Below are 19,147 nucleotides of genomic sequence, written 5' to 3' on the forward strand. Positions count from 1 at the left end.
ACTTTCGGCTAAGTTACCCGCCGGTTAAATTGAGCGCATGCCGGAAGCTGTCATCGTCGCCACCGCCCGATCCCCCATCGGCCGTGCGGTCAAGGGATCGCTGAGGGACCTGCGTCCCGACGACCTGGCCACCACGATCGTCGATGCCGCGCTCGCCAAGGTGCCGCAGCTCGACCGCACCCTCATCGAAGACCTTTACCTCGGCTGCGGCCTGCCCGGCGGGGAGCAGGGCTTCAACATGGCCCGCGTGGTCGCCACCCAGCTCGGCCTCGACGGGCTGCCGGGCGCGACCGTCACCCGCTACTGCTCGTCGTCGCTGCAGACCACCCGCATGGCGTTCCACGCGATCAAGGCCGGCGAGGGCGACATCTTCGTCTCGGCCGGCGTCGAGACCGTCTCGCGCTTCGCCCGGGGCAGCTCCGACGGCCTTCCGCCCGAGATCCAGGCCCAGGTGGGCGGCGGCTGGGACAACCCGAAGTTCTCCGACGCGCGCGGCCGCACCGCCCGCTCGGCGAAGGGCGGCACGACCTGGCACGACCCGCGCGAGGACGGCCTGCTGCCCGACGTCTACATCGCGATGGGCCAGACCGCCGAGAACCTGGCCCAGCTCAAGGGCGTCACCCGCCAGGACATGGACGAGTTCGGCGTACGCAGCCAGAACCTCGCCGAGAAAGCCATCGCCGACGGCTTCTGGGAACGCGAGATCACCCCGGTGACGCTGCCCGACGGCACTGTCGTGTCGACCGACGACGGTCCCCGCCCCGGCGTCACGATCGAGGCCGTTTCGCAGCTCAAGCCCGTTTTCCGCCCCGATGGCACGGTCACCGCGGGCAACTGCTGCCCGCTGAACGACGGCGCCGCCGCTGTGGTGATCATGAGTGACACCAAGGCCCGCGAGCTAGGCATCACGCCGCTGGCCCGGATCGTGTCGACCGGCGTCACCGCCCTCAGCCCCGAGATCATGGGCCTGGGCCCGGTCGAGGCGTCCAAGCAGGCGCTGAAGCGGGCCGGCATGACGATCGGCGACGTCGACCTGGTCGAGATCAACGAGGCGTTCGCGGCCCAGGTCATCCCCTCGTACCGGGATCTCGGCATCCCGATCGAGAAGCTGAACGTGAACGGTGGCGCGATCGCCATCGGTCACCCGTTCGGCATGACCGGCGCCCGCATCACCGGCACCCTGCTCAACAGCCTCGACTGGCACGACAAGAGCATCGGTCTCGAGACGATGTGCGTCGGTGGCGGCCAGGGCATGGCGATGGTCCTGGAACGCCTGAGCTGAGTTTCCGCCGGGCCCGGCCTGCCACGAGCGGCCGGGCTCGGCGGTGTTACAACGACGCCTTGAGCGCGTCGACCGCCGCGGTGGCCTCGGCCAGAACCGACGGCGACGGGCCGGCGGCCAGCAGATCGTCGGCCGTCACGCGGAGCTGGTCGGCCAGGATCATGTCGTGCTCGCGGGGCACCGGGCGGCGCGGACGCTGCTCGGCGTCGGCCCCGAGGTCGGCGAGCAACTGCACCAGGGCGTACGCCCGGTCGTTGCGGCCCTCGGCCTGCCAGCGTGGCTGCTCCCAGAAGCGCACCTGGTTGAGCAGCCGGTCGATCGACGTCGCGAAATCGCTCACGGGCCCAGCGTAAAGAGCGGCGCCCGGCTCGTCCGAGGACGGGCCGGGCGCCGGCACAGCGAAGAGATCAGTCGTCGCCTTGCAGGAAGCTCAGCAGGCGCAGGATCTCGAGGTAGAGCCAGACCAGGCTGACCAGGATGCCGAACGCGGCCACCCAGGAGTAGCGCTGGGGCAGGCCCAGGCGGACGCCTTCCTCGACCTCGTTGAAGCTGAGGATGAAGCTGAGGGCGGCGACCACGATGCAGACGATGCTGAAGATGTAGCCGATGGCACCGTTGTCGCGCAGGCCGGTGCTGACACCGAACAGCGAGAGCACCAGGTTGATCAGGATGAGCGCGAAGATGCCGCCCATCACGGCGTACATGCCGCGCTGGAACTTCGGCGTGGCCCTGATGACCTTGGCCTTGTAGAGGATCGCCATCAGGAAGAAGACGCCGAACGTGGCGGTCACCGCCTGAAGGACGATGCCTTGATAGCCGAGGATCTCTTGGAAGAACTTGCTCGCCATGCCAACAAAAACGCCCTCGATGACCGCGTAGGTCACGATGAGCGCCGGGTTGGCCATGCGCATGAACGAGATGACCAGGCCCAGGATCAGACCGATCACAGCGGCGCCGATCCACGCGGCGCCGGTGGCCGAGTCGGGAACCACGTTCCAGGCGACGACCGCGGAGACGCCGGTGATGCCGAGCAGCGTGACGGTCTTGACGACGACGTCGTCAATCGTCATGGGCTTCACGGCGGGCGGTGCGGCGGGGTAGTCCGTCGCGCCGGGGTACGGCTGACCGTAACCCGGGGCGCCGGTGGGGCCGTATGCCCCGTACCCGGCAGTACGCTCCCGCTCGGCCGCCTGGCCGAGGCGCGAGAGCACCGGGTTGGAAGTCTTCACTGTGTCCAGCCTCCCTTGAGGTTGAGGCACGTTGACGTGCTCATCAAGGGTAAGGGTTGAACCCCGTCTAAGTAGCCTTGGAAAGCTGTGAACAGGCTGAAGATGAAGGGTTTTTCCAGCTCAGAGTGCCCGGGGCGGGTCTCGAACCCGCACGCCTTTGTGAGGCAGCCGCTTTTAAGGCGGCCGTGTCTGCCATTCCACCACCCGGGCGGGCCTAGGACCCCACCGTTACCAGTGAGGTCCTAGGACACCGTATACGTCCGGGCGGCGCGGGAGGATACCGCCTCAGCGGGATCCGGCGCCGATCGTCTGACGGTCGTCCTTGCCCGGCACCGGCGGGGTCACCTCGGTGAACTCCTCACGCGGAGCGTGCAACTGGCCCAGGGCCACCGTCTCGCGCTTGAACAGGAACGCGAGGGTCCAGTCGGCGACCACGCGCGCCTTGCGGTGGAACGACGGGATGCGGCTGACGTGGTAGCTGCGGTGCATGAACCACGCGGGTAGGCCCTTGACCTTGATGCCGTAGACGTGCGCGACGCCCTTGTAGAGGCCGAGGCCCGCGACGCTGCCCACGTACTTGTGCTTGTACTCCTTGGGCAGGCCGCCGAGCACGACCTGGCGGATGTTGTCGGCCAGGACCTTGGCCTGCCGCACCGCGTGCTGGGCGCTCGGGGAGCACCAGCCACCGGGGTTGGTCAGGTCGGGCACCTGGGCGCTGTCGCCGGCGCTCCACGCGCCCTCGAGCACCTTGCCGTCGCTGTCGGCCACCTGCAGGGTGGGCAGGCAGTTGACGTGGCCGCGGGGGCCGCGGGGCAGGTCGGTGTGGTCGAGCATCGGCGACGGCTTCACGCCGGCCGTCCACACCAGAGTCTCGGCGCGGAACCGGTCGCCGTCGGAGAGCACGATCTCACCGTCGACGCACGATTCGAGCCGGGTGTCGAGACGCAGCGAGATGCCGCGCTTGTCGAGCTGACGGGCCGCGTAGGCCCCCATCTTCGCGCCGACCTCGGGCAGGATGCGGTTGGTCGCCTCGACCAGGACGAACTTGACCTCGTCCTGAGACAGCTCGGGGTAGTACTTGAGGGCGTCGCGGACGACGTCCTCCATCTCGGCGAGCGCCTCGATGCCGGCGAAACCGCCGCCGACGAAGACGAACGACAGCGCCGCCTTGCGGACCTCGGGATCGGGCGTCACGGCTGCGACGTCGAGCTGGTCGAGGATGTGGTTGCGCAGGTAGATGGCCTCACCGATGGTCTTGAGGCCGATGCCGCGCTCGCTCAGGCCGGGGATCGGCAGCGTACGCGAGACCGAGCCCGGAGCCACGACGATGTGGTCGTAGGTCATCTCGGTGGGCGGCCCCTCGAGGGGCTGGATGGTCACCGTCTTGCGCGCGTGCTCCACCTTGGTGACCTCACCGGCCACCACGCGACACTTCTTGAGCTCGCGGCGGAGCGGCACGACGCTGTGCCGCGGGGAGATGTTGCCGGCCGCCGCCTCGGGGAGGAACGGCTGGTACGTCATGTGCGGCTGCGGGTCGATGACTACGACCTCGGCCCGGCGCCGGTTGAGCTTCTTCGACAGACGCAGGGCGGTGTAAAGACCAACGTGCCCTGCCCCGACGACGACGATTCGCTGCGGATTCACCTCTGCATTGTCCCGCGCGCAGGGGGTTCAGCGCCTCCCGGTGTGATCTATGCCAAAGCCATTTGTCAAGTGCTATGACCCACAAATTACCGACAGATTTCAGGGTCGGCGAACGAGGCGTGCTATGAGAAGCGTGGCTCCCGCCGCGCCGGCCAGACCGACCACGGTGGCCGCGAGGAACGGACCGCCCGCGAGTTCAGCGGTGAGTCCCAGCGCGAACACGGTGAGTGCGGCAGAGATAAGGATCACGCCGAGCGCACGGACGATCCAGCGGCCCACAACGTCGAGGTTGACCACCGAGTCGTACGGGAGGACAGCCGCGAGCGCCGTGAGCGAATGTCCGAGATAGAGGGCCGCGGCGATCGTCAGCACCCGCCACAACGTGACCGGGGTGTCGTCGAACGTGGTGTCGACGAGCCACCCGCCGATCACAGTCAGTGCCGCGAACGTGGCGGCCCGCCCCCGCGGAGCGAAGGCCGGGTAGAGGGCGACCGCCGCGAGCGGGACGAAGTATTGCGAGCCGAACAGCGCGAACGGCCACGCCACCGACATCGCGACCAGTCCGCAGACGGCGATCGCTACGCGCACGAGGAACGGCAGCACGGTCGCCCGCGACAGCGTGCGGCGCGTCGCGGCGAACCGGCGGGTGACGAGTCCGAGCATCAACGCCCCCTCGGCGCCGAGGCGAGCCGGGAGACGTCGCGCAGCACCAGGTCGAGACTGCCCGCGCCGGCCCACTCGACGACCGGGACACCGTGTTCACGCAGGCGGCCCAGCACGTTCTCGCGCTCGAGACGCCACAACTGGGTGGCCGCCGGGGTCCACGGCCCGCGCGCCTCGGGAGCGGCGCCGGCGGGCAGCGTGTCGACCGCGACGACGTAGCGGCCGGACCGGGCGAGCAGGGCCAGCAGGTCGGCCGAGCGCGGATCGATCAGCGGGGTGAGCACCACGACCAGGGCGTCGGACGACACCTGGTGGGCGCCGAAGTCGTGCTCGTGTTCCATCGGGTCGGCGCGTACGTCGAGCAGCCACTCGAGGACGGTCAGGTATTGGCGGCGGCCGGTCGCGGGGCGCAGCCGGCGGGCCGACGCGCCGTATTCGAGCAGGGACACCCGGTCGCCGCGCTGCAGGTAGTGCTCGGCGATCGCGGCCGAGGCCCGCACGGTCGTGTCGAGCACCGAGGCGCTGCCCTTGACCCCACCGGAAAGGCCGACCTCCCCGAGTACGTCGAGCAGCAGCACGACCTCGGCGTCGCGGTCGGACAATGTGGACGCGACGTGCAGATCGCGGGTGCGCAGCGAGACGCGCCAGTCGATGCGCCGCAGCCGGTCGCCCGGGGCGAAGGGGCGCACGCCGGCGAGCTCCCCGCCCTCCCCCATACGGCGGGACCGGTGGGCGCCGACCAGCCCGGCCGCGGCGGGCATGACCTCGATCGCGTTGAACGGCTCGGTCACCGGATAAACCCGTACGCCGTGAGCCTGGGTGACAACCGGGCGGCAGGCCAGCAGCCCACCGCAGGCGGCGACCCGCGCGGCAGCCGGTCCGACGTCCTGCCGGCCCCAGCGCAGCGCGTCGCCGGACAGGTCGACCGCGGCCCAGCCGTCGGCCGCCACGGTGATGGCGAACGGGCGGTCGGCCTGCTCGAGCTTGAGCCAGCGCGACGTGCGGGTGCGCACGACCACCAGGTCGTACGTGATGTGGTCGGGGTTGGAGACGGTCACCGAGGCCTGCACCTGGCCGCCCTCGACGAGCAGTTCCTCGTCGGCACCGACGGTCAGCTCGGGGGTGGCCCGGGGCATGCGGCGCAGGTGGATGGCGGCGCCGATCGCGAACGGGGCCGCGAGCAGCACCAGGTCGACCCGGCCGAGCGCGACCCCGAGCACCAGCAGCAGACCGGTGAGCAGCACGGCGCGGCCGAGCGCACGCGTCGGTGCCCACGCCGGGCCGGCACCCTGCTCGGCGGAGGCGGCCGGCGGCACGGCGCGGCGCAGCAGCGGCTCCGGAACCGTCACGTCGCGGGCTGTCCCGTCGCGTAGGTGGGCAGGGCGCCGCTCGCCGGGGCCGGGGTCGCCTGCAGCACCTCGTCGACCACGAAGGACGGGTCGACCCGGCGCAGCCACATCTCGGGGCGCAGCGTGATGCGGTGGGCCAGGGCGGGCACGGCGACGTCTTTGACATCCTCGGGCACCACGAAATCGCGGCCGGCCATCACGGCGCGGGCGCGGGCGAGCAGCAGCAGCGCGATCGAGCCGCGCGGGGACGAGCCGACCAGCACCGAGGAATGCTCACGGGTGGCCGAGGTGAGCGCCACGATGTAGCGGCCGATCGAGTCCTCGACTGTGATCATCTCGAGCGCGGCCTGCATCGACTGAAGCGTGTTGGCGTCGACGACCGGCTTGAGGAACGTCTCCTCCTGGCGGCGGGACATGCGGCGGCGCAGCACGTCCCACTCCTCCTCGGCGGTCGGGTAGCCGAACGACACCCGCAGCATGAAACGGTCGAGCTGAGCCTCGGGCAGGGGGTACGTGCCCTCGTACTCGATGGGGTTGGCCGTGGCGAGGACGTGGAAGGGCGGGTCGAGACGGTAGGTGACACCCTCGACCGAGACCTGCTTCTCCTGCATCGCCTCGAGCAGCGCGGCCTGCGTCTTCGGCGGCGTGCGGTTGATCTCGTCGGCCAGCAGGAAGTTGGTGAAGATCGGACCGGCCCGGAACGAGAAGTCGCCCTTGCGCTGGTCGTAGAGGAACGAGCCGGTCACGTCGGCCGGCAGCAGGTCGGGGGTGAACTGCAGGCGGCGGAAGTCGAGGCCGAGTGCCTGCGCGAACGAGCGCGCGGTCAGCGTCTTGCCCAGGCCCGGAAGGTCTTCCAGCAGCACGTGGCCGCCCGCGAGGATGCCGGCCAGCACCAGTTCCAGCGAGTCGCGCTTGCCGACCACCACGCTGCCGACCGAGTCCAGGACGGCCGCGGCCAGCCTTCCCACCTCGTACGGGGGAAGAGCCTGCACGCCTGTCTCCGTCACCACGGCACCTTTCTCACAGTCGTTCCAGAACGTCCACGTAGGACTCGAGGTCTCGCGCCCTGGGCAGGCGGCGGCCGTCGGCCAGCACCGCCCAGAGCTTGTCGCCCAGCAGCTCCCGAGCGCGCCGGGGGTCGGACGCACGGGTGATGCCGTGGCGCAGGCGCAGCCGCTCGTCGGTGAGCTCGGCCAGCACCGGCAGAACGTTACGCGAATACAGATCGTCGTCGGCCTGGGCCCGCTCGAGATCGCGTTCCCAGCGGCGCACGGCGGCGCGCATCGAGTCGGTGCCCGCGGTGTTGTCGGAGCGGCGCCGGTCAGAGCGCTTGGGCGCCGGGGGCGAGCGGACCTCGGCCACGGCCAGCAGGACCAGGCGCAGGCCGGCCAGGGCGGCCACCACGAACAGCACCGAGATCTCGACGTCGGCCGAGCGCAGCGCGGCCACGATCACGGCGGTGGTGACGGCGATCAGCAGCAGGTTGCGCAGGACCCAGCCGAGCCACGAACGTTTGCGCTGCTCGGGGGCGGGCTCGTCGGCGACGGGCAGGTCTTCCCGGCCGCCGAAGAGATCGTCGAGGCCGCCGTCGCTCACGCCGTCACCCCCGCGCCCAGGTCGGCCCGCAGCCGTTCGAGCGCCGAGCGGGCCTGGCGGCGCATCTGGTCGTCGACCGTGTGGGTGGCGTAGCGGGCCTGGCGGTAGACCTCGAGCAGGGCGGAGAGCACCTGGGCGTCGACGTTCTGCTCGCGCAGCAGGCGGCCGACCAGGTCGGTGGGGCTGTCGCCGGGGTGGCGCGGGGTGCCGGCGGCCGCGGCGGCCTGTTCGAGCCGCACCCAACAGGCGATCACGGCGCGGCGCGGGTCGCGGTCGGTGTCGGAGAGCTCCTCGAGGCCGGCGTCGAGCGCGGCGACCAGCTCCTCGGCCGTACGCGGCTGATCTTTGCGGTGGCGGCGACGGTCGTTCTTGCCGGAGCGCCGGCGACGGTCGCGCAGCAGTGTGAAGATCAGCAGGCCGATCAGGACGAGGACCACCACGCCGAGAACGACCAGCGCGACGGTGTTGATCCAGTCGGGCAGGCCGCGGGCGGGTTCCGGCGTGGGCGGGGCGCTCTGCTGCCCGGCCGCACCGCCGGTGGGCAGCAGCGGAGCCTCTTGCGGCTCGTCGCGGACGATCTCCTCGAGGCGGGGCTCGGACCGGGTCGCCGCCAGGGCGGTGCCGAAGAGCAGCACGAGGACGGCGGCCAACGGCCACCACCGCCGGAGAGCTGCGAAAACCATCGGTTCCTTCCATCCGGCCGCCCCTGAAGACAGTCAGATTCGAGCCAGCTTTTTGGCCTCGGCGAACACGTCGTCGAGCATGGCCGGGGTGAGCTTACCGGTGAAGGTGTTCTGCTGGCTTACGTGGAAGCAGCCGAGCAGATCTGGCACACCCGGCTGGCTGACGAGCCGGCCGTGCCCGAACTTCGGCCGCGGCACCGGCGGCCGGACGCCGTACACCGCGGTCATCGCCGGCCACCACGCCTGCCAGGCGAAAGCACCGAGAGCGACCACGACGCGCAGGGTCGGGCTGATCAGGTCGAGCTCCCGGTGCAGCCACGGGGCGCAGTTGTCGCGCTCCTCCGGGAGCGGTTTGTTGTCGGGCGGGGCGCACCGGACGGCGGAGAAGATCCGCAAATGTCTCAGCGCGAGGCCGTCGTCGGCAGAGACGCTGGTCGGCTGGTTGACCAGCCCGGCGCGGTGCAGCGCGGCGAAGAGCACGTCGCCCGACCGGTCACCGGTGAAGATGCGGCCGGTGCGGTTGCCACCGTGCGCGGCCGGGGCCAGCCCGAGGATCGCGATCTCGGCGTCGGCGACCCCGAACCCGGGCACCGGCCGCCCCCAGTAGTGCTGGTCACGGAACGCGGCCCGCTTGGTCGCGGCGACCTCCTCGCGCCAGGCGACCAGGCGCGGGCAGGCGAAACAATCCGCGATCCCGGCGTCGAGAACGTCGAGGGAGGCGGCACCGGCCGCCGCGATGGAGACCTCTTCGGGCGTACGCGAGTGGGACTGCACCCTGGAAGCACAGCACCTCGGCGCCATGAGCCGCCACCGGAGTCAGGCTTTGGGCCTCATGCAGAGCAGATAACCCTGCCCATCCTGGCTGGCCATGACGTAGAACTTCTCCTCGGGCTGGAAGAACTTCTCACAGGCCGGGCTCTGCAGAGACGTCTCGCCGTCGACCCGGGCGACGACGGTGAACTGCGCGTCGCCCGACCCGCAGTCGACAACGCGGGCCCCGGTCTTGGTGGTCCCCTCGTCCTTGACCTTGCTCTTGGCCGAGATGCAGTCACCGGCCTTCGCGTCGCCCGCGTTGTCGTTGAAGATGACCCGCGAGAGGGCGACCCCGGCAACCGCCATGACGATCACCAGAAGCACCCCGCCGATCATCTTGCCGGCGCCGCGTTTCCGGGGCTGCTCGGGGGCCGGCGGCGCAGAATCCGGCGCGGCGGTGACGAGCGGCTGGGTTCCGTCCGGGCCGGGCGTGGGGTCGCCGGCGGGCGGGGTGGGGACAGCGTCGCTCACAGATGTTCCTCTCGGGGGGCCGGCCGCGGGATCAGCCGGGTCGCGACACGAGACGGTAGCGACCCCTCACCACTCCACGCGACCCGTCAGCGCGCGGGCGGCGCCGACGTGGTCTTCGTGGCCGTCGGCGTGGTCGACGGCGTGGTCGACGGCGTGGGCGGCGGCACGATGGCGCTGGGAGCGACGCTCGGAGTCGTGGACCCGGACGGGGTCGCGCCCGCGGTCGGGGACGTGAACGGCGCGGCGTCCGGGCAGAACGGGTAACCCATCGTCCGCGAATGGCTGACCTCGCCGGTGTCCGGGTTGTTGCACCAGGGGTCGCCGAGCTGCACCGGGTTGCCCTCCTGGTCGAACAGCCGCGCCCCGGGAACCAGCCGGCCCTCCTGGTCGTACACGAAGAGGTCTCTGACGTTGTCGAACGGCGACCCGCCGGAGTAGCCCACGTCCTGATAGCCCGGGTCGCGCACGGAGCTGTCCGCGCTGAAGAACCCGGCCAGCGCGAAGATCGCCAGGACGGCCGTGCCGCCGTGCAGCAGGTTGCGCTGCCATCCGGTCAGCCGCGGGTCGCGCGCGCCGAGCAGGATCGAGCCGATCACCGCCCCCGCGAGCAGCAGCAACGCGATGATCGTGCTGTTCCCGACGCGGGGCAGCAGGCCCATCGAGTGCGACCCGCCGTCGAGCAGGAGCGCGATCGCCATCGCGGCCAGATAGCCCCGCAGCACCCACCACGCCGGTCGCAGCAGCGTGAGGAACTCGCTCGCCGTGGCGTACCCGATCAGGGGACCGATCTTGACGTCGGCCCGCCCCCAGATGCGCAGGACGTCGGCCTTGGCCTCGTGGAGCGCGACGAAGCGGGGTTTGGGCGGGTCGGGGAAGCCGCCGACGAACCCGGCCGCGGTGGCGCGCAGCTCGGCCGCGTACGCCTCCGGGCTGCCCAGCCGGTCGGTGAGCGTCATCGAGTCTTCGGCGCGGATCTCGGCCAGGTGTTCTGGCAGGTCTTCGAGCAGCTCGGCGCGGGTCGCCTCGGGGAGGTCGGCCAGCGCCGCACGGACCCGCTCGACGTACTCGGTGATCTCGTCCTGTGCCGTGGAGTTCACGCCGTCTCCCGCTCGCGAAGCAGATCGTCCATGGTGGATGCGAAGCCGTGCCACACTTTGCCCGACCGCTGCAACTCGGCGCGACCGGCGGCGTTGAGGCCGTAGTACTTGCGGTGGGGGCCTTCGTCGCTGGGAACCACGTAGGTGTTCAGGAATCCGCCGGCGTAGAGGCGTCGTAGCGTGCCGTAGACGGACGCGTCGCCGACCTCGTCGAGCCCGGCGGCTCGCAGGCGGCGAAGAATGTCGTAGCCGTAGCCGTCCTCGCCACGCAGCACGGCGAGAACGGCCAGGTCCAGGACACCCTTGAGCAGCTGGGTGGTATCCACGCGGTGGACAGTACTGCGCATTGCGAAATACCGTCAAGAGCGTTGTACCGCTCGGCGTTCGGAGAGCTCGTCAGGCCAGGCTGAAGGCGATGCCGTCGAGAATGTCGTGCTCCGACGCGATCACCGCGTCGTGCCCCGAGCGCTCCATGATCGTGCGCAGGATCAGCGCGCCCGCCCCGATCACGTCGGCCCGGCCGGGGTGCATGACCGGCAGGGCCAGGCGCCGCTCGACCGTCATGGCCAGCAGCTCGGCGGTCACCCGGGATACGTCGTCGAGGCTCACCTCGGCGTGGTGAATGCGCGTGGGATCGTACTCGGAAAGGCCTTCGGCCAGGGCCGTGACCGTCGTGACGGTGCCCGCCAGCCCGACGAGGGTCTTGGCCTCGCGACCGGGGACCGCGGTCAAGGCGATGTCGACGGCCGCCGTCACGTCACGCTCGGTGTTGTGGATCTCGGCGGGCGTCGGCGGGTCGCTGTGCAGGTGACGCTCGGTCATGCGGACGCAGCCGATGTCCATCGAGATCGCGTGGTCGACGTTGGCGACGCCGGTGACGAACTCGGTCGAGCCGCCACCGATGTCGACGATCAGGTAGGGAGTCTCGGCGGTCAGCCCCGCGACCGCGCCGGTGAACGAGAGCCGGGCCTCCTCGGTGCCGCTGATCACCTCGGGGTCGATGTGGAGCACGCCGCGCACCATGTCGCGGAACTCCTGCGCGTTCGAGGCATCGCGCGACGCTGAGGTCGCACACATGCGCACCCTCGTCACGCCCAGTTCGGCGATCTCGGCGGCATAACCGATCAGAGCCTTCCGCGTACGGGCCAGAGCGCCCTCGGACAGCCGGCCCGTACGATCCACGCCCTCACCGAGTCGCACGATCTCCATGCGCCGGGCCACGTCGGTCAGCCGTCCGTCCGCGACGTCGGCGATGAGCAGGCGGATCGAGTTCGTCCCGCAGTCGATCGCGGCGACGCGGCTCATAGATGCAACAGCATTCTCGTGTTCCCCAGCGTGTTGGGCTTGACCCGTTCCAGGTCGAGGAATTCGGCGACACCTTCGTCGTACGAGCGCAGGAGTTGCTCGTACACAGCATGCGGCACGGGGGCGCCGTCGATCTCGGTGAACCCGAACGAACCGAAGAACCGGGTCTCGAACGTGAGGCAGAAGACGCGGGCCACCCCGAGATCACGGGCCACGTCGAGAAGCCGCTCGACGATCTGGTGACCGATCTTGCGCCCGCGGAAGGCGGGGTCGACGGCCACGGTGCGGATCTCGGCGAGGTCTTCCCACATGACGTGCAGGGCGCCGCAGCCTCTGATCTCGTCGCCTTCGGCCGCGACCCAGAACTCCTGCACCGACTCGTAGAGGGTGACCGTCGCCTTGCTCAGCAGCCGGCGGTCGGCCGTGTATTCGTCGACCAGGGTCCGGATCGCCCGGATGTCGCTGGTGCGCGCGCGGCGGATCTCCAACTCACTCGGCCTTGGGGACGCACGGGCCGTCGATCCACCACGGTTCGACCGCGTCGCGCACCTCGTCGCCGAACGGGTTGACGCCGCGGCCCACGGCCAGCGCGTGGCCGAGGTGCACGTGCAGGCATTTCACCCGGTCGGGCATGCCGCCGGCGGCCACATGCGCGATCTCGGGCACATCCTCGATCGCCTTGCGACGGGAGACGTAATCGGCGGCGGCGGCTTTGTACCGCGCGGCCAGCTCGGGATCGGTCGACAGGCGGTCCTGCATGTCGCGCATGACGCCGGCCGACTCGAGGCGGCTGCACGCGGCGGTCGCGTGCGGGCAGGTCAGGTAGTAGAGCGTCGGGAACGGGGTGCCGTCGTCGAGGCGGGGCGACGTCTCGACGACGTCGGGGTTGCCGCACGGGCAGCGGTGCGCGACGGCACGGGTGCCCCGGGGGCGGCGGCCCAGCTGGGCCTGGACGATGTCAAGATCGGCCTCGGAGGGTTCGCTCATTTCAGCTTTCAGTTCGGAGACTCTGCGTCCGCGGCTCTCACGCTGCTCCACAGCGTGTCGTACCAGCGGTCGGGCGCGGGCGCCGGGGGTTTGGTGCCGGCCTCGGCGGCGGCGCCGGCCGGGTCGTTCAGCACCACGAGCGGGATCTCGCCGTCGCGCACGTAGAACAGTTTCTCGCGGGCCTGCGCCCGGAGGTATTCCGGGTCCTGCCACTTCTGCAGCTCTTGCGACTTCTGCACGATGAGCTCGCGCTGCGCGGCCTGGTCGGCCTCGAGCTGGGCGATCTGCGATTCCTGCGCGAGATAGACCCGGAGCGGATAGGTGTAGGCCAGCGCGAGCGCGATGAACACGACGATGAGGATCATCGCGCGACCGGTCAGGGCTCGTGGCCTCGGAGCGACGGTGCGCTTGGTGGCCCCCCGGCCGCCGTTGGCCGGACGGCGCGAGGCGGTCGGGCGGTTGGCGGTCTTGCGGATCGGGCCGGTGGTGCGGACGGCACCGGTCTTGCGCACGGCGCCCGTCTTACGGACCGCGCCGGTGTTGCGCACGGCCCCGGTGGCTCGGGCACGCGACGACGCGGGGCGGCGGGCCGGGCCCTGACCGCTCGGTGCTCGTCGCTGTGTCACCCCAACCCCTCCGTCATGTGCCGTGGCGCCCGCTGGAAACCTATGCCCGTTTCCGCGGGCGCCACAACTCCATGATCTAGCGGGCCCTCGTCACGCGGTGCGGTAACGCGGGAAAGCGCCCGCACCGGCGTACCGGGCCGCGCCCTCGAGCTGCTCCTCGATGCGGAGGAGCTGGTTGTACTTCGCGACCCGGTCGGACCGGGCGGGAGCGCCGGTCTTGATCTGGCCGCTGCCGACCGCGACGGCCAGGTCGGCGATCGTGGTGTCTTCCGTCTCGCCCGAACGGTGGCTCATCATCGTCTTGAAGCCGGCCCGGTGGGCCAGGTCGACGGCGTCGAGCGTCTCGGTCAGCGAGCCGATCTGGTTCACCTTGACGAGCACGGCGTTGGCCGCGCCCTCGGCGATGCCCCGGCCGATGCGGGTCGGGTTGGTGACGAACAGGTCGTCGCCGACGATCTGGATCTTGTTGCCGAGCTCGGCCGTCATCGCGGTCCAGCCGGCCCAGTCCTCCTCGTCGAGCGGGTCCTCGATGGAGACGATCGGGTATTCGGCGGCGAGCTTCGCGTAGTAGGCGATCATCTCGTCGGTCGTCTTCGGGGCGCCCTCGAAGACGTACGCCCCGTCCTTGTGGAACTCGGTCGCGGCGACGTCCATCGCGAAAACGATGTCGGTGCCCAGCTTGAAGCCGGCGGCCTGCACGGCCTCGGCGATCAGGTCGAGGGCGCTCGCGTTCGACGGCAGGTTGGGGGCGAAGCCGCCCTCGTCGCCCAGGCCGGTCGACAGGCCCTTCTTCTTCAGCACCGACTTGAGCGCGTGGTAGACCTCGGCGCCGGTGCGCAGAGCCTCGCGGAACGTCGGGGCGCCGATCGGCGCGATCATGAATTCCTGCACGTCGACGTTCGAGTCGGCGTGGGCGCCACCGTTGAGGATGTTCATCATCGGCACCGGCAGGACGGCCGCGTTGGGGCCGCCGACGTAGCGGAACAGCGGCAGCTCGGCGGAGAGCGCGGCGGCCTTGGCGACCGCGAGCGACACGCCGAGGATCGCGTTGGCGCCCAGCTCGCTCTTGTCGGCGGTGCCGTCGAGGTCGAGCATCTTCTGGTCGATCAGGCGCTGCTCGCTGGCCTCGTAGCCGACGAGCTCGTCGGCGATCTTGTCCTCGACGTTCGAGACGGCCTTCTCGACGCCCTTGCCCAGGTATCGACCCTTGTCGCCGTCGCGCAGCTCGATCGCCTCGAAGGCGCCGGTCGAGGCGCCCGAGGGCACTGCGGCGCGGCCGACCGTGCCGTCGTCCAGCCCGACCTCGACCTCGACGGTCGGGTTGCCCCGGGAGTCGAGAATCTCGCGGGCGACGATCGCTTCAATGGTGGCCATGTGTCGTGTCGCTCCCTCTAGTAAGGCTGCAGTTCACCGACCGCGACCCTGCGGCCGACCACGACTTGAGCCTAACGAGCCCCGGCAGCGGGCGTACGCGCGGCCGGTTCTTTTGGTTTTGCCCTCATGTGGGGGCCGGCGCTGCCGATAACCCGGTCACTATGAGCACACCCATGCTTCCCGCCGACGGGTCGTACATCGAGATGACCTCGTTCGGCGAAACGCTGCCAGATGTACGCGTCGTGACGGCCACGGACGAGGTGATCACCCTGTCCATGGCCCTGGACGACCTGCCACCGGCGAACTCGGAGGTCCGTTTGCGCTGGGCCGCCGCCCCGCGCGGAGGGTATGCCCTCGTGGGCACCGTGGCCGGGATCGACGGGAACCGGGTCGAGGTGCGCTACTCGGCCACACCCGCGATCGAGCAGAGCCGCGACTTCGTGCGCGGGGGCGGCGGCGAACCGATCGTGCTGGTGCGCCCCGGTCTGGAAAGTGCCCAAGGCTTGATCCACGACCTCAGCGAGGGCTCGGTGCGGGCCCACTTCACCGATGTCGAGGTGGCGCTGGGCGACGAGATCACCCTTCGCATGCAGGTCGGGGACGAGGTGGTCGCGTTCGCGGCCCGCGCGTCGAAGGTCAGCTCGGTGCGGCAGCAGATCCCGGTCCGCGGGCCGCTGATGGTCGAGCTGGTCGCGGTGTTCACGGCGGCCGACGAGCACCAGGCCCGGGTCATCCGGCGCTACATCCTCACTCTTCAGATGAGGGCGCGGGCCCAGGCCCGATAACGGTTTGCCGAGGGTTGCGTCGATGGGCCAAGGTGTCAGGCGTGCCCGCAGTTACGCGCCTGACGCTCACCGGCCTCGTCGTCGTGGGCGCCGCGCTGCTCGGCACGGCCGGCTGCGCCGGGCTCGACGAGGCCAGCGCCTCCCCGATGACCAGGGAAAACCTGATCACCGAGACGGCCGATCAGCTCGCCGCGGGATCGGCCCTGACCTATCAGGCGACCTATCGGGTGACCGGCGGCGAAACGGCCACGATGAGCCGCGCGCAGGGTCCTCCGCGCGCGGCCTACGTCTATCCGGGCGGTCGCGTGATCACGACCACCACGGCGACGATCCGCTGCACGGGCTCGTCGTGCACCTCGACGAAGGCCGACCCGTCGGTGGCCGCCTCCCTGGACGGGGCGCCGTTGGTCTCCCCCGAAGCCGTGCAGGCGATGCTCACGGCGGCCGCGATCGACCCGGTCGTCGAGACGAAACAGCACGACACGACCATCGCGGGACGACACGCTCTGTGCCTGCAGCTGCGCGACGTCGACGGAACCGCGGCCCCGGTCTTCGACGTCTGCGTGACGAACGAGGGCGTGCTGGCCAGCTTCACCGCCACCATCGACGGCAAACCGGTCGAACAGGCCCTGACCGCCTACCAGGACGCCGTCCCGATCGACGCGTTCCAGGTGCCCCCGGGCCACCGGCTGATCGGTTCGTGAACCTCGCCCGCGCCTGACGCGACTGAACAGTTCGATGAGTGACGAACTGTTGGTGATCCGCTGCCGCCTGGGCGAGCGGGAGGCCTTCGCCGAGCTGGTGCGGGCGTGGCACGAGCGCGTCGAGCGCTACGTGAGCCGCATGCTGGGCCGGCCCGACGACGACGTGGTGCAGGAGATCTGGCTGGCCGTCGTGAAGGGCCTGCCCCGCCTGCGGCAACCGGACCGCTTCGCGCCCTGGCTGTATTCGATCGCCCGCCGGGCGGTGATGAATCGGCTGCGGGACTCGTACACCCCGCCTGTTACTTCAGACGTTTTGTCGCCTTTTTCGACGCTTGACGATGACGTGCTGGACCGACAGGTGATCGCGGCGGCGCTAGGGGCGTTACCGCCGCGCGAACGCGAGGTCCTGATGCTGTTCCATCTCGAGGACCTCCCCCTGCAGGCGTGCGCCGAGATCTGCGACGTGCCGGTCGGAACGATCAAGTCACGCCTCAACCGAGCGCGGCGGCTGCTGCACGAAGAACTGCTGTCGAGGGGTGGCAGCTGCTGACGTGTTGATAGTCGGTAGTGCTCACTGGTTGGCAATAGGGACGGTGTCAAGGCAAAGAAGTGGGCAGCGGCCACCGGTATCCCGTAGGCAAACTTGCTGCGGCGCCACATACCAAATTCCTAGGCAGACGACGACATGTCTCTTGACTAGTTGCCATGCGGTAGCGGAGACTGGTTTCGTTCCGATGGAGGGCATGTAGAGGGGGGACCGTGAGCGATAGTGTGCGTTCGGGTGTCACCTCTGCGATCTCGGGTGCCGGGCCGTGATTTCGACGCTTTGCACACGGTCGCGTCGCAGGATCGTCCTTCCACGACGTGCTCGGCCTGTGGCGCGGTGAAAACCAAGCCGGCCCTGTCCGAGCGTGAATGCCGTTGTGTGGCGTGCGGCCTGGTCATCGACCGGGACCGGAACGTCGCGCTGAACCTGGCCGCGCTCGCGGCACAGTTCGACACCGCCGGGAGTGGCTCGGTGGCAGCACGTGGAGCCGACCAGAAGACCCGCGTATGCGGGCGGGTGGCTGTGAAGCGTGAACCCGGCACGACAGCAGTCGGTCAGACCGGGACCGTCCCGCCGCAAGGCAGGACTACCAACCGTGTGCTCACCAAAGCGCACTGAGCGGTAACGGTACACCGAATGACACCCGACGAACTGATCGGACGCCTTTCCGCCCACGCTGTCGCTGCGCAGGAGATTGACGTACGTCGTGGTGGCGTTGCTCGGCCTGGTCGGCGCCGGCCTGATCAGCGTGCTGTGGGCGACCGAACCCGGCCTGCCCGTCCGCACCCGGGCCGCGTTAGCCGTGCTGGTGACGGTCGGCCTGGGCTGGACCACCTTCGGCACCTGGGCGGTGACCCGCCGAACCCCGCTGTTCGCCCGCGACCGCGTCATCGCCGCCTGGCTGGCCCTGGGCGCGTGGACGGTGTTCGCCGTAGGGGCGCTGGTCGTCGCCCCGACCACACCCGGGTGGCTGATCACGGTCGCCCTGCTGCTCGGCGCGACCGCCGTCGCGAACCTGGGTGTCGCTTTGCGAACCCGCGCGGGTTTGCGCCGCCGGCGAGCCGAGCTGGACCGCGCTTCACGTCAAGGTCATCAGTAGGGGCCGAAGGCGGACGGCCCTTTCCCGCTGCCAGTTCCGCAGAGTTGGGTGGCCCGGCGGGGCCGGCAGGGTCGACCGGTAGCGCCACATGCCGGCCAGCGCCGCCACGAACCGCACGGCACCAGCCGGCAAGCCGCCGAGAATCTTCGTGGCGGAGGCGAGGGCAACCTCGGCTCCTTCGCGATGGCCGGCCCCGACAAGGTCGGCTGCCAAACGCGCCCGGTCGAGCCAGTCCGCGCCGGCACAGCCGAAACTCCAATCCACCAGCACGGCCCGCCCCACGCCGGAGTCGACCACGGCGTTGTCGGCCCGCACGTCCTGATGCACCAGCGTTGTGCCGGTCGTCCACTGCTCCCAACCTTCGGCCAACTCGGCGAGGGCACCAGCATGCCGGTGCTCCCAACGGTCGAGAGCAGCGTCAGCGGCGATCAATCGATGCCAGCCGTCGAGGTCGGTGAGCAGGTCGCCGACGCGCGGCAGCGAAGGCGGCGCGGTCAGGGCGGCGATCTGTTCGCAGGCCGCGACGACCAGGGTGACCGTCGTGGCCGTCCAGGGCGGCCCGGCCGGGTCACCCTCGGCCAGCGACATCACCAGAGCACACCAGCCGCCGACCTCGACCGTGCCGAGCAAGGATGGCGCGGGTGCTGCAGCCGGGATCGCGGCCAGGACGTCCGCCTCACGGAGGTAGAAGCGATGGGAGGCCTCGCTCGCCTCGCGCGACACTGCCTTGGCGAAGACCCGGCGGCCGTGGGCCAGGTTCAGGATCGCGGCCGGCCCGGGTGACATGCCGCCGTGCACGTCACGCGCGCCGGCCACGGGTGAGCCGCACGCGATGTCGACTCGCGACCGCAGAGCCGCAGGTGCGGATCGCCACGGCGGCCGCCGCGCGAACA

Annotated in this window: 24 protein-coding genes and 1 tRNA gene; 6 read left to right on the forward strand and 19 right to left on the reverse strand. The window is 70.4% G+C overall.

Annotation, left to right across the window (positions count from 1 at the left end):
- Nucleotides 1–37: 37 nt before the first annotated feature.
- Complete coding sequence (locus EER30_RS07595; protein ID WP_127499640.1) at nucleotides 38–1,282, forward strand: acetyl-CoA C-acetyltransferase; 1,245 nt, start codon at nucleotides 38–40, stop codon at nucleotides 1,280–1,282.
- 46 nt (nucleotides 1,283–1,328) lie between these two features.
- On the opposite strand, the gene EER30_RS07600 is transcribed toward EER30_RS07595, so the two are convergent.
- From EER30_RS07600 to eno, 18 genes are all read right to left on the reverse strand, one after another.
- Entirely contained in the window at nucleotides 1,329–1,622 is a 294-nt protein-coding gene (locus EER30_RS07600; RefSeq protein ID WP_205650138.1) for a hypothetical protein, read from the reverse strand.
- Between the two features lie 67 nt (nucleotides 1,623–1,689).
- Complete coding sequence (locus EER30_RS07605; protein WP_127499641.1) at nucleotides 1,690–2,511, reverse strand: Bax inhibitor-1/YccA family protein; 822 nt, start codon at nucleotides 2,509–2,511, stop codon at nucleotides 1,690–1,692.
- A gap of 126 nt (nucleotides 2,512–2,637) precedes the next feature.
- Nucleotides 2,638–2,721: transfer RNA gene (locus tag EER30_RS07610), tRNA-Leu, on the reverse strand.
- Nucleotides 2,722–2,796: 75 nt separating this feature from the next.
- Nucleotides 2,797–4,155: an NAD(P)/FAD-dependent oxidoreductase gene (locus tag EER30_RS07615; RefSeq protein WP_127499642.1), complete on the reverse strand. Its 1,359-nt coding sequence runs from the start codon at nucleotides 4,153–4,155 to the stop codon at nucleotides 2,797–2,799.
- A gap of 99 nt (nucleotides 4,156–4,254) precedes the next feature.
- Complete coding sequence (locus tag EER30_RS07620; RefSeq protein WP_127499643.1) at nucleotides 4,255–4,818, reverse strand: hypothetical protein; 564 nt, start codon at nucleotides 4,816–4,818, stop codon at nucleotides 4,255–4,257.
- Nucleotides 4,818–6,134 (reverse strand): DUF58 domain-containing protein, encoded by a 1,317-nt coding sequence (locus tag EER30_RS07625; RefSeq protein WP_432417526.1) that lies wholly within the window; start codon nucleotides 6,132–6,134, stop codon nucleotides 4,818–4,820. Before EER30_RS07625 ends, EER30_RS07620 begins: the two co-directional genes overlap by 1 nt.
- 29 nt (nucleotides 6,135–6,163) lie before the next feature.
- Nucleotides 6,164–7,174: an AAA family ATPase gene (locus EER30_RS07630; protein WP_127499644.1), complete on the reverse strand. Its 1,011-nt coding sequence runs from the start codon at nucleotides 7,172–7,174 to the stop codon at nucleotides 6,164–6,166.
- A gap of 13 nt (nucleotides 7,175–7,187) precedes the next feature.
- A complete protein-coding gene (locus tag EER30_RS07635) occupies nucleotides 7,188–7,763 on the reverse strand; it encodes a hypothetical protein (RefSeq protein WP_127499645.1) in 576 nt (191 codons plus the stop codon).
- Nucleotides 7,760–8,446 (reverse strand): DUF4129 domain-containing protein, encoded by a 687-nt coding sequence (locus EER30_RS07640; protein ID WP_127499646.1) that lies wholly within the window; start codon nucleotides 8,444–8,446, stop codon nucleotides 7,760–7,762. The genes EER30_RS07635 and EER30_RS07640 overlap by 4 nt, the downstream gene beginning before the upstream one ends.
- Before the next feature lie 33 nt (nucleotides 8,447–8,479).
- On the reverse strand, nucleotides 8,480–9,247 hold the full coding sequence (locus EER30_RS07645) for a uracil-DNA glycosylase (protein ID WP_127499647.1): 768 nt from the start codon (nucleotides 9,245–9,247) through the stop codon (nucleotides 8,480–8,482).
- Nucleotides 9,248–9,262: 15 nt separating this feature from the next.
- Nucleotides 9,263–9,730: an LppU/SCO3897 family protein gene (locus EER30_RS07650; protein WP_127499648.1), complete on the reverse strand. Its 468-nt coding sequence runs from the start codon at nucleotides 9,728–9,730 to the stop codon at nucleotides 9,263–9,265.
- An 86-nt stretch (nucleotides 9,731–9,816) separates the two neighbouring features.
- Nucleotides 9,817–10,827: an HAAS signaling domain-containing protein gene (locus tag EER30_RS46950; RefSeq protein ID WP_164842255.1), complete on the reverse strand. Its 1,011-nt coding sequence runs from the start codon at nucleotides 10,825–10,827 to the stop codon at nucleotides 9,817–9,819.
- Nucleotides 10,824–11,153: a PadR family transcriptional regulator gene (locus EER30_RS07660; RefSeq protein ID WP_127499649.1), complete on the reverse strand. Its 330-nt coding sequence runs from the start codon at nucleotides 11,151–11,153 to the stop codon at nucleotides 10,824–10,826. Before EER30_RS07660 ends, EER30_RS46950 begins: the two co-directional genes overlap by 4 nt.
- A 70-nt stretch (nucleotides 11,154–11,223) precedes the next feature.
- Nucleotides 11,224–12,132, reverse strand: a complete 909-nt coding sequence (locus tag EER30_RS07665; protein WP_127499650.1) for a Ppx/GppA phosphatase family protein — start codon at nucleotides 12,130–12,132, stop codon at nucleotides 11,224–11,226.
- Nucleotides 12,129–12,620 carry an amino-acid N-acetyltransferase gene (locus EER30_RS07670; RefSeq protein WP_127499651.1) on the reverse strand — a complete coding sequence of 164 codons (492 nt, stop codon included), beginning with the start codon at nucleotides 12,618–12,620 and terminating at the stop codon, nucleotides 12,129–12,131. The genes EER30_RS07665 and EER30_RS07670 overlap by 4 nt, the downstream gene beginning before the upstream one ends.
- Before the next feature lies 1 nt (nucleotide 12,621).
- Nucleotides 12,622–13,119: a DUF501 domain-containing protein gene (locus EER30_RS07675; protein WP_127499652.1), complete on the reverse strand. Its 498-nt coding sequence runs from the start codon at nucleotides 13,117–13,119 to the stop codon at nucleotides 12,622–12,624.
- A gap of 8 nt (nucleotides 13,120–13,127) precedes the next feature.
- Nucleotides 13,128–13,745, reverse strand: a complete 618-nt coding sequence (locus EER30_RS07680; RefSeq protein ID WP_127499653.1) for an FtsB family cell division protein — start codon at nucleotides 13,743–13,745, stop codon at nucleotides 13,128–13,130.
- A gap of 90 nt (nucleotides 13,746–13,835) precedes the next feature.
- Complete coding sequence (eno, locus tag EER30_RS07685; RefSeq protein ID WP_127499654.1) at nucleotides 13,836–15,119, reverse strand: phosphopyruvate hydratase; 1,284 nt, start codon at nucleotides 15,117–15,119, stop codon at nucleotides 13,836–13,838.
- A gap of 161 nt (nucleotides 15,120–15,280) precedes the next feature.
- On the opposite strand from eno, the gene EER30_RS07690 reads away from it, so the two are divergent.
- The 5 genes from EER30_RS07690 to EER30_RS07710 all read left to right on the forward strand — a co-directional run bounded on the left by EER30_RS07690 (nucleotide 15,281) and on the right by EER30_RS07710 (nucleotide 18,254).
- Nucleotides 15,281–15,904 (forward strand): hypothetical protein, encoded by a 624-nt coding sequence (locus EER30_RS07690; RefSeq protein WP_240669877.1) that lies wholly within the window; start codon nucleotides 15,281–15,283, stop codon nucleotides 15,902–15,904.
- A gap of 41 nt (nucleotides 15,905–15,945) precedes the next feature.
- Nucleotides 15,946–16,608 (forward strand): hypothetical protein, encoded by a 663-nt coding sequence (locus EER30_RS07695; RefSeq protein WP_127499655.1) that lies wholly within the window; start codon nucleotides 15,946–15,948, stop codon nucleotides 16,606–16,608.
- 34 nt (nucleotides 16,609–16,642) lie between these two features.
- Entirely contained in the window at nucleotides 16,643–17,158 is a 516-nt protein-coding gene (locus tag EER30_RS07700) for an RNA polymerase sigma factor (RefSeq protein WP_127499656.1), read from the forward strand.
- A 252-nt stretch (nucleotides 17,159–17,410) separates the two neighbouring features.
- Nucleotides 17,411–17,773 carry a zinc ribbon domain-containing protein gene (locus EER30_RS07705; protein WP_205650139.1) on the forward strand — a complete coding sequence of 121 codons (363 nt, stop codon included), beginning with the start codon at nucleotides 17,411–17,413 and terminating at the stop codon, nucleotides 17,771–17,773.
- 76 nt (nucleotides 17,774–17,849) lie between these two features.
- The gene (locus EER30_RS07710; protein WP_127499657.1) at nucleotides 17,850–18,254 is read left to right on the forward strand and encodes a hypothetical protein; all 405 of its coding nucleotides are present in this window, start codon (nucleotides 17,850–17,852) and stop codon (nucleotides 18,252–18,254) included.
- On the opposite strand, the gene EER30_RS07715 is transcribed toward EER30_RS07710, so the two are convergent.
- Nucleotides 18,234–19,070 (reverse strand): phosphotransferase, encoded by an 837-nt coding sequence (locus tag EER30_RS07715; protein ID WP_127499658.1) that lies wholly within the window; start codon nucleotides 19,068–19,070, stop codon nucleotides 18,234–18,236. The two genes, EER30_RS07710 and EER30_RS07715, sit on opposite strands and share 21 nt — an antisense overlap.
- Nucleotides 19,071–19,147: the final 77 nt, after the last annotated feature.

The organism is Actinoplanes solisilvae (genome assembly GCF_003999975.1).
Classification (GTDB): Bacteria; Actinomycetota; Actinomycetes; order Mycobacteriales; family Micromonosporaceae; genus Actinoplanes; species Actinoplanes solisilvae.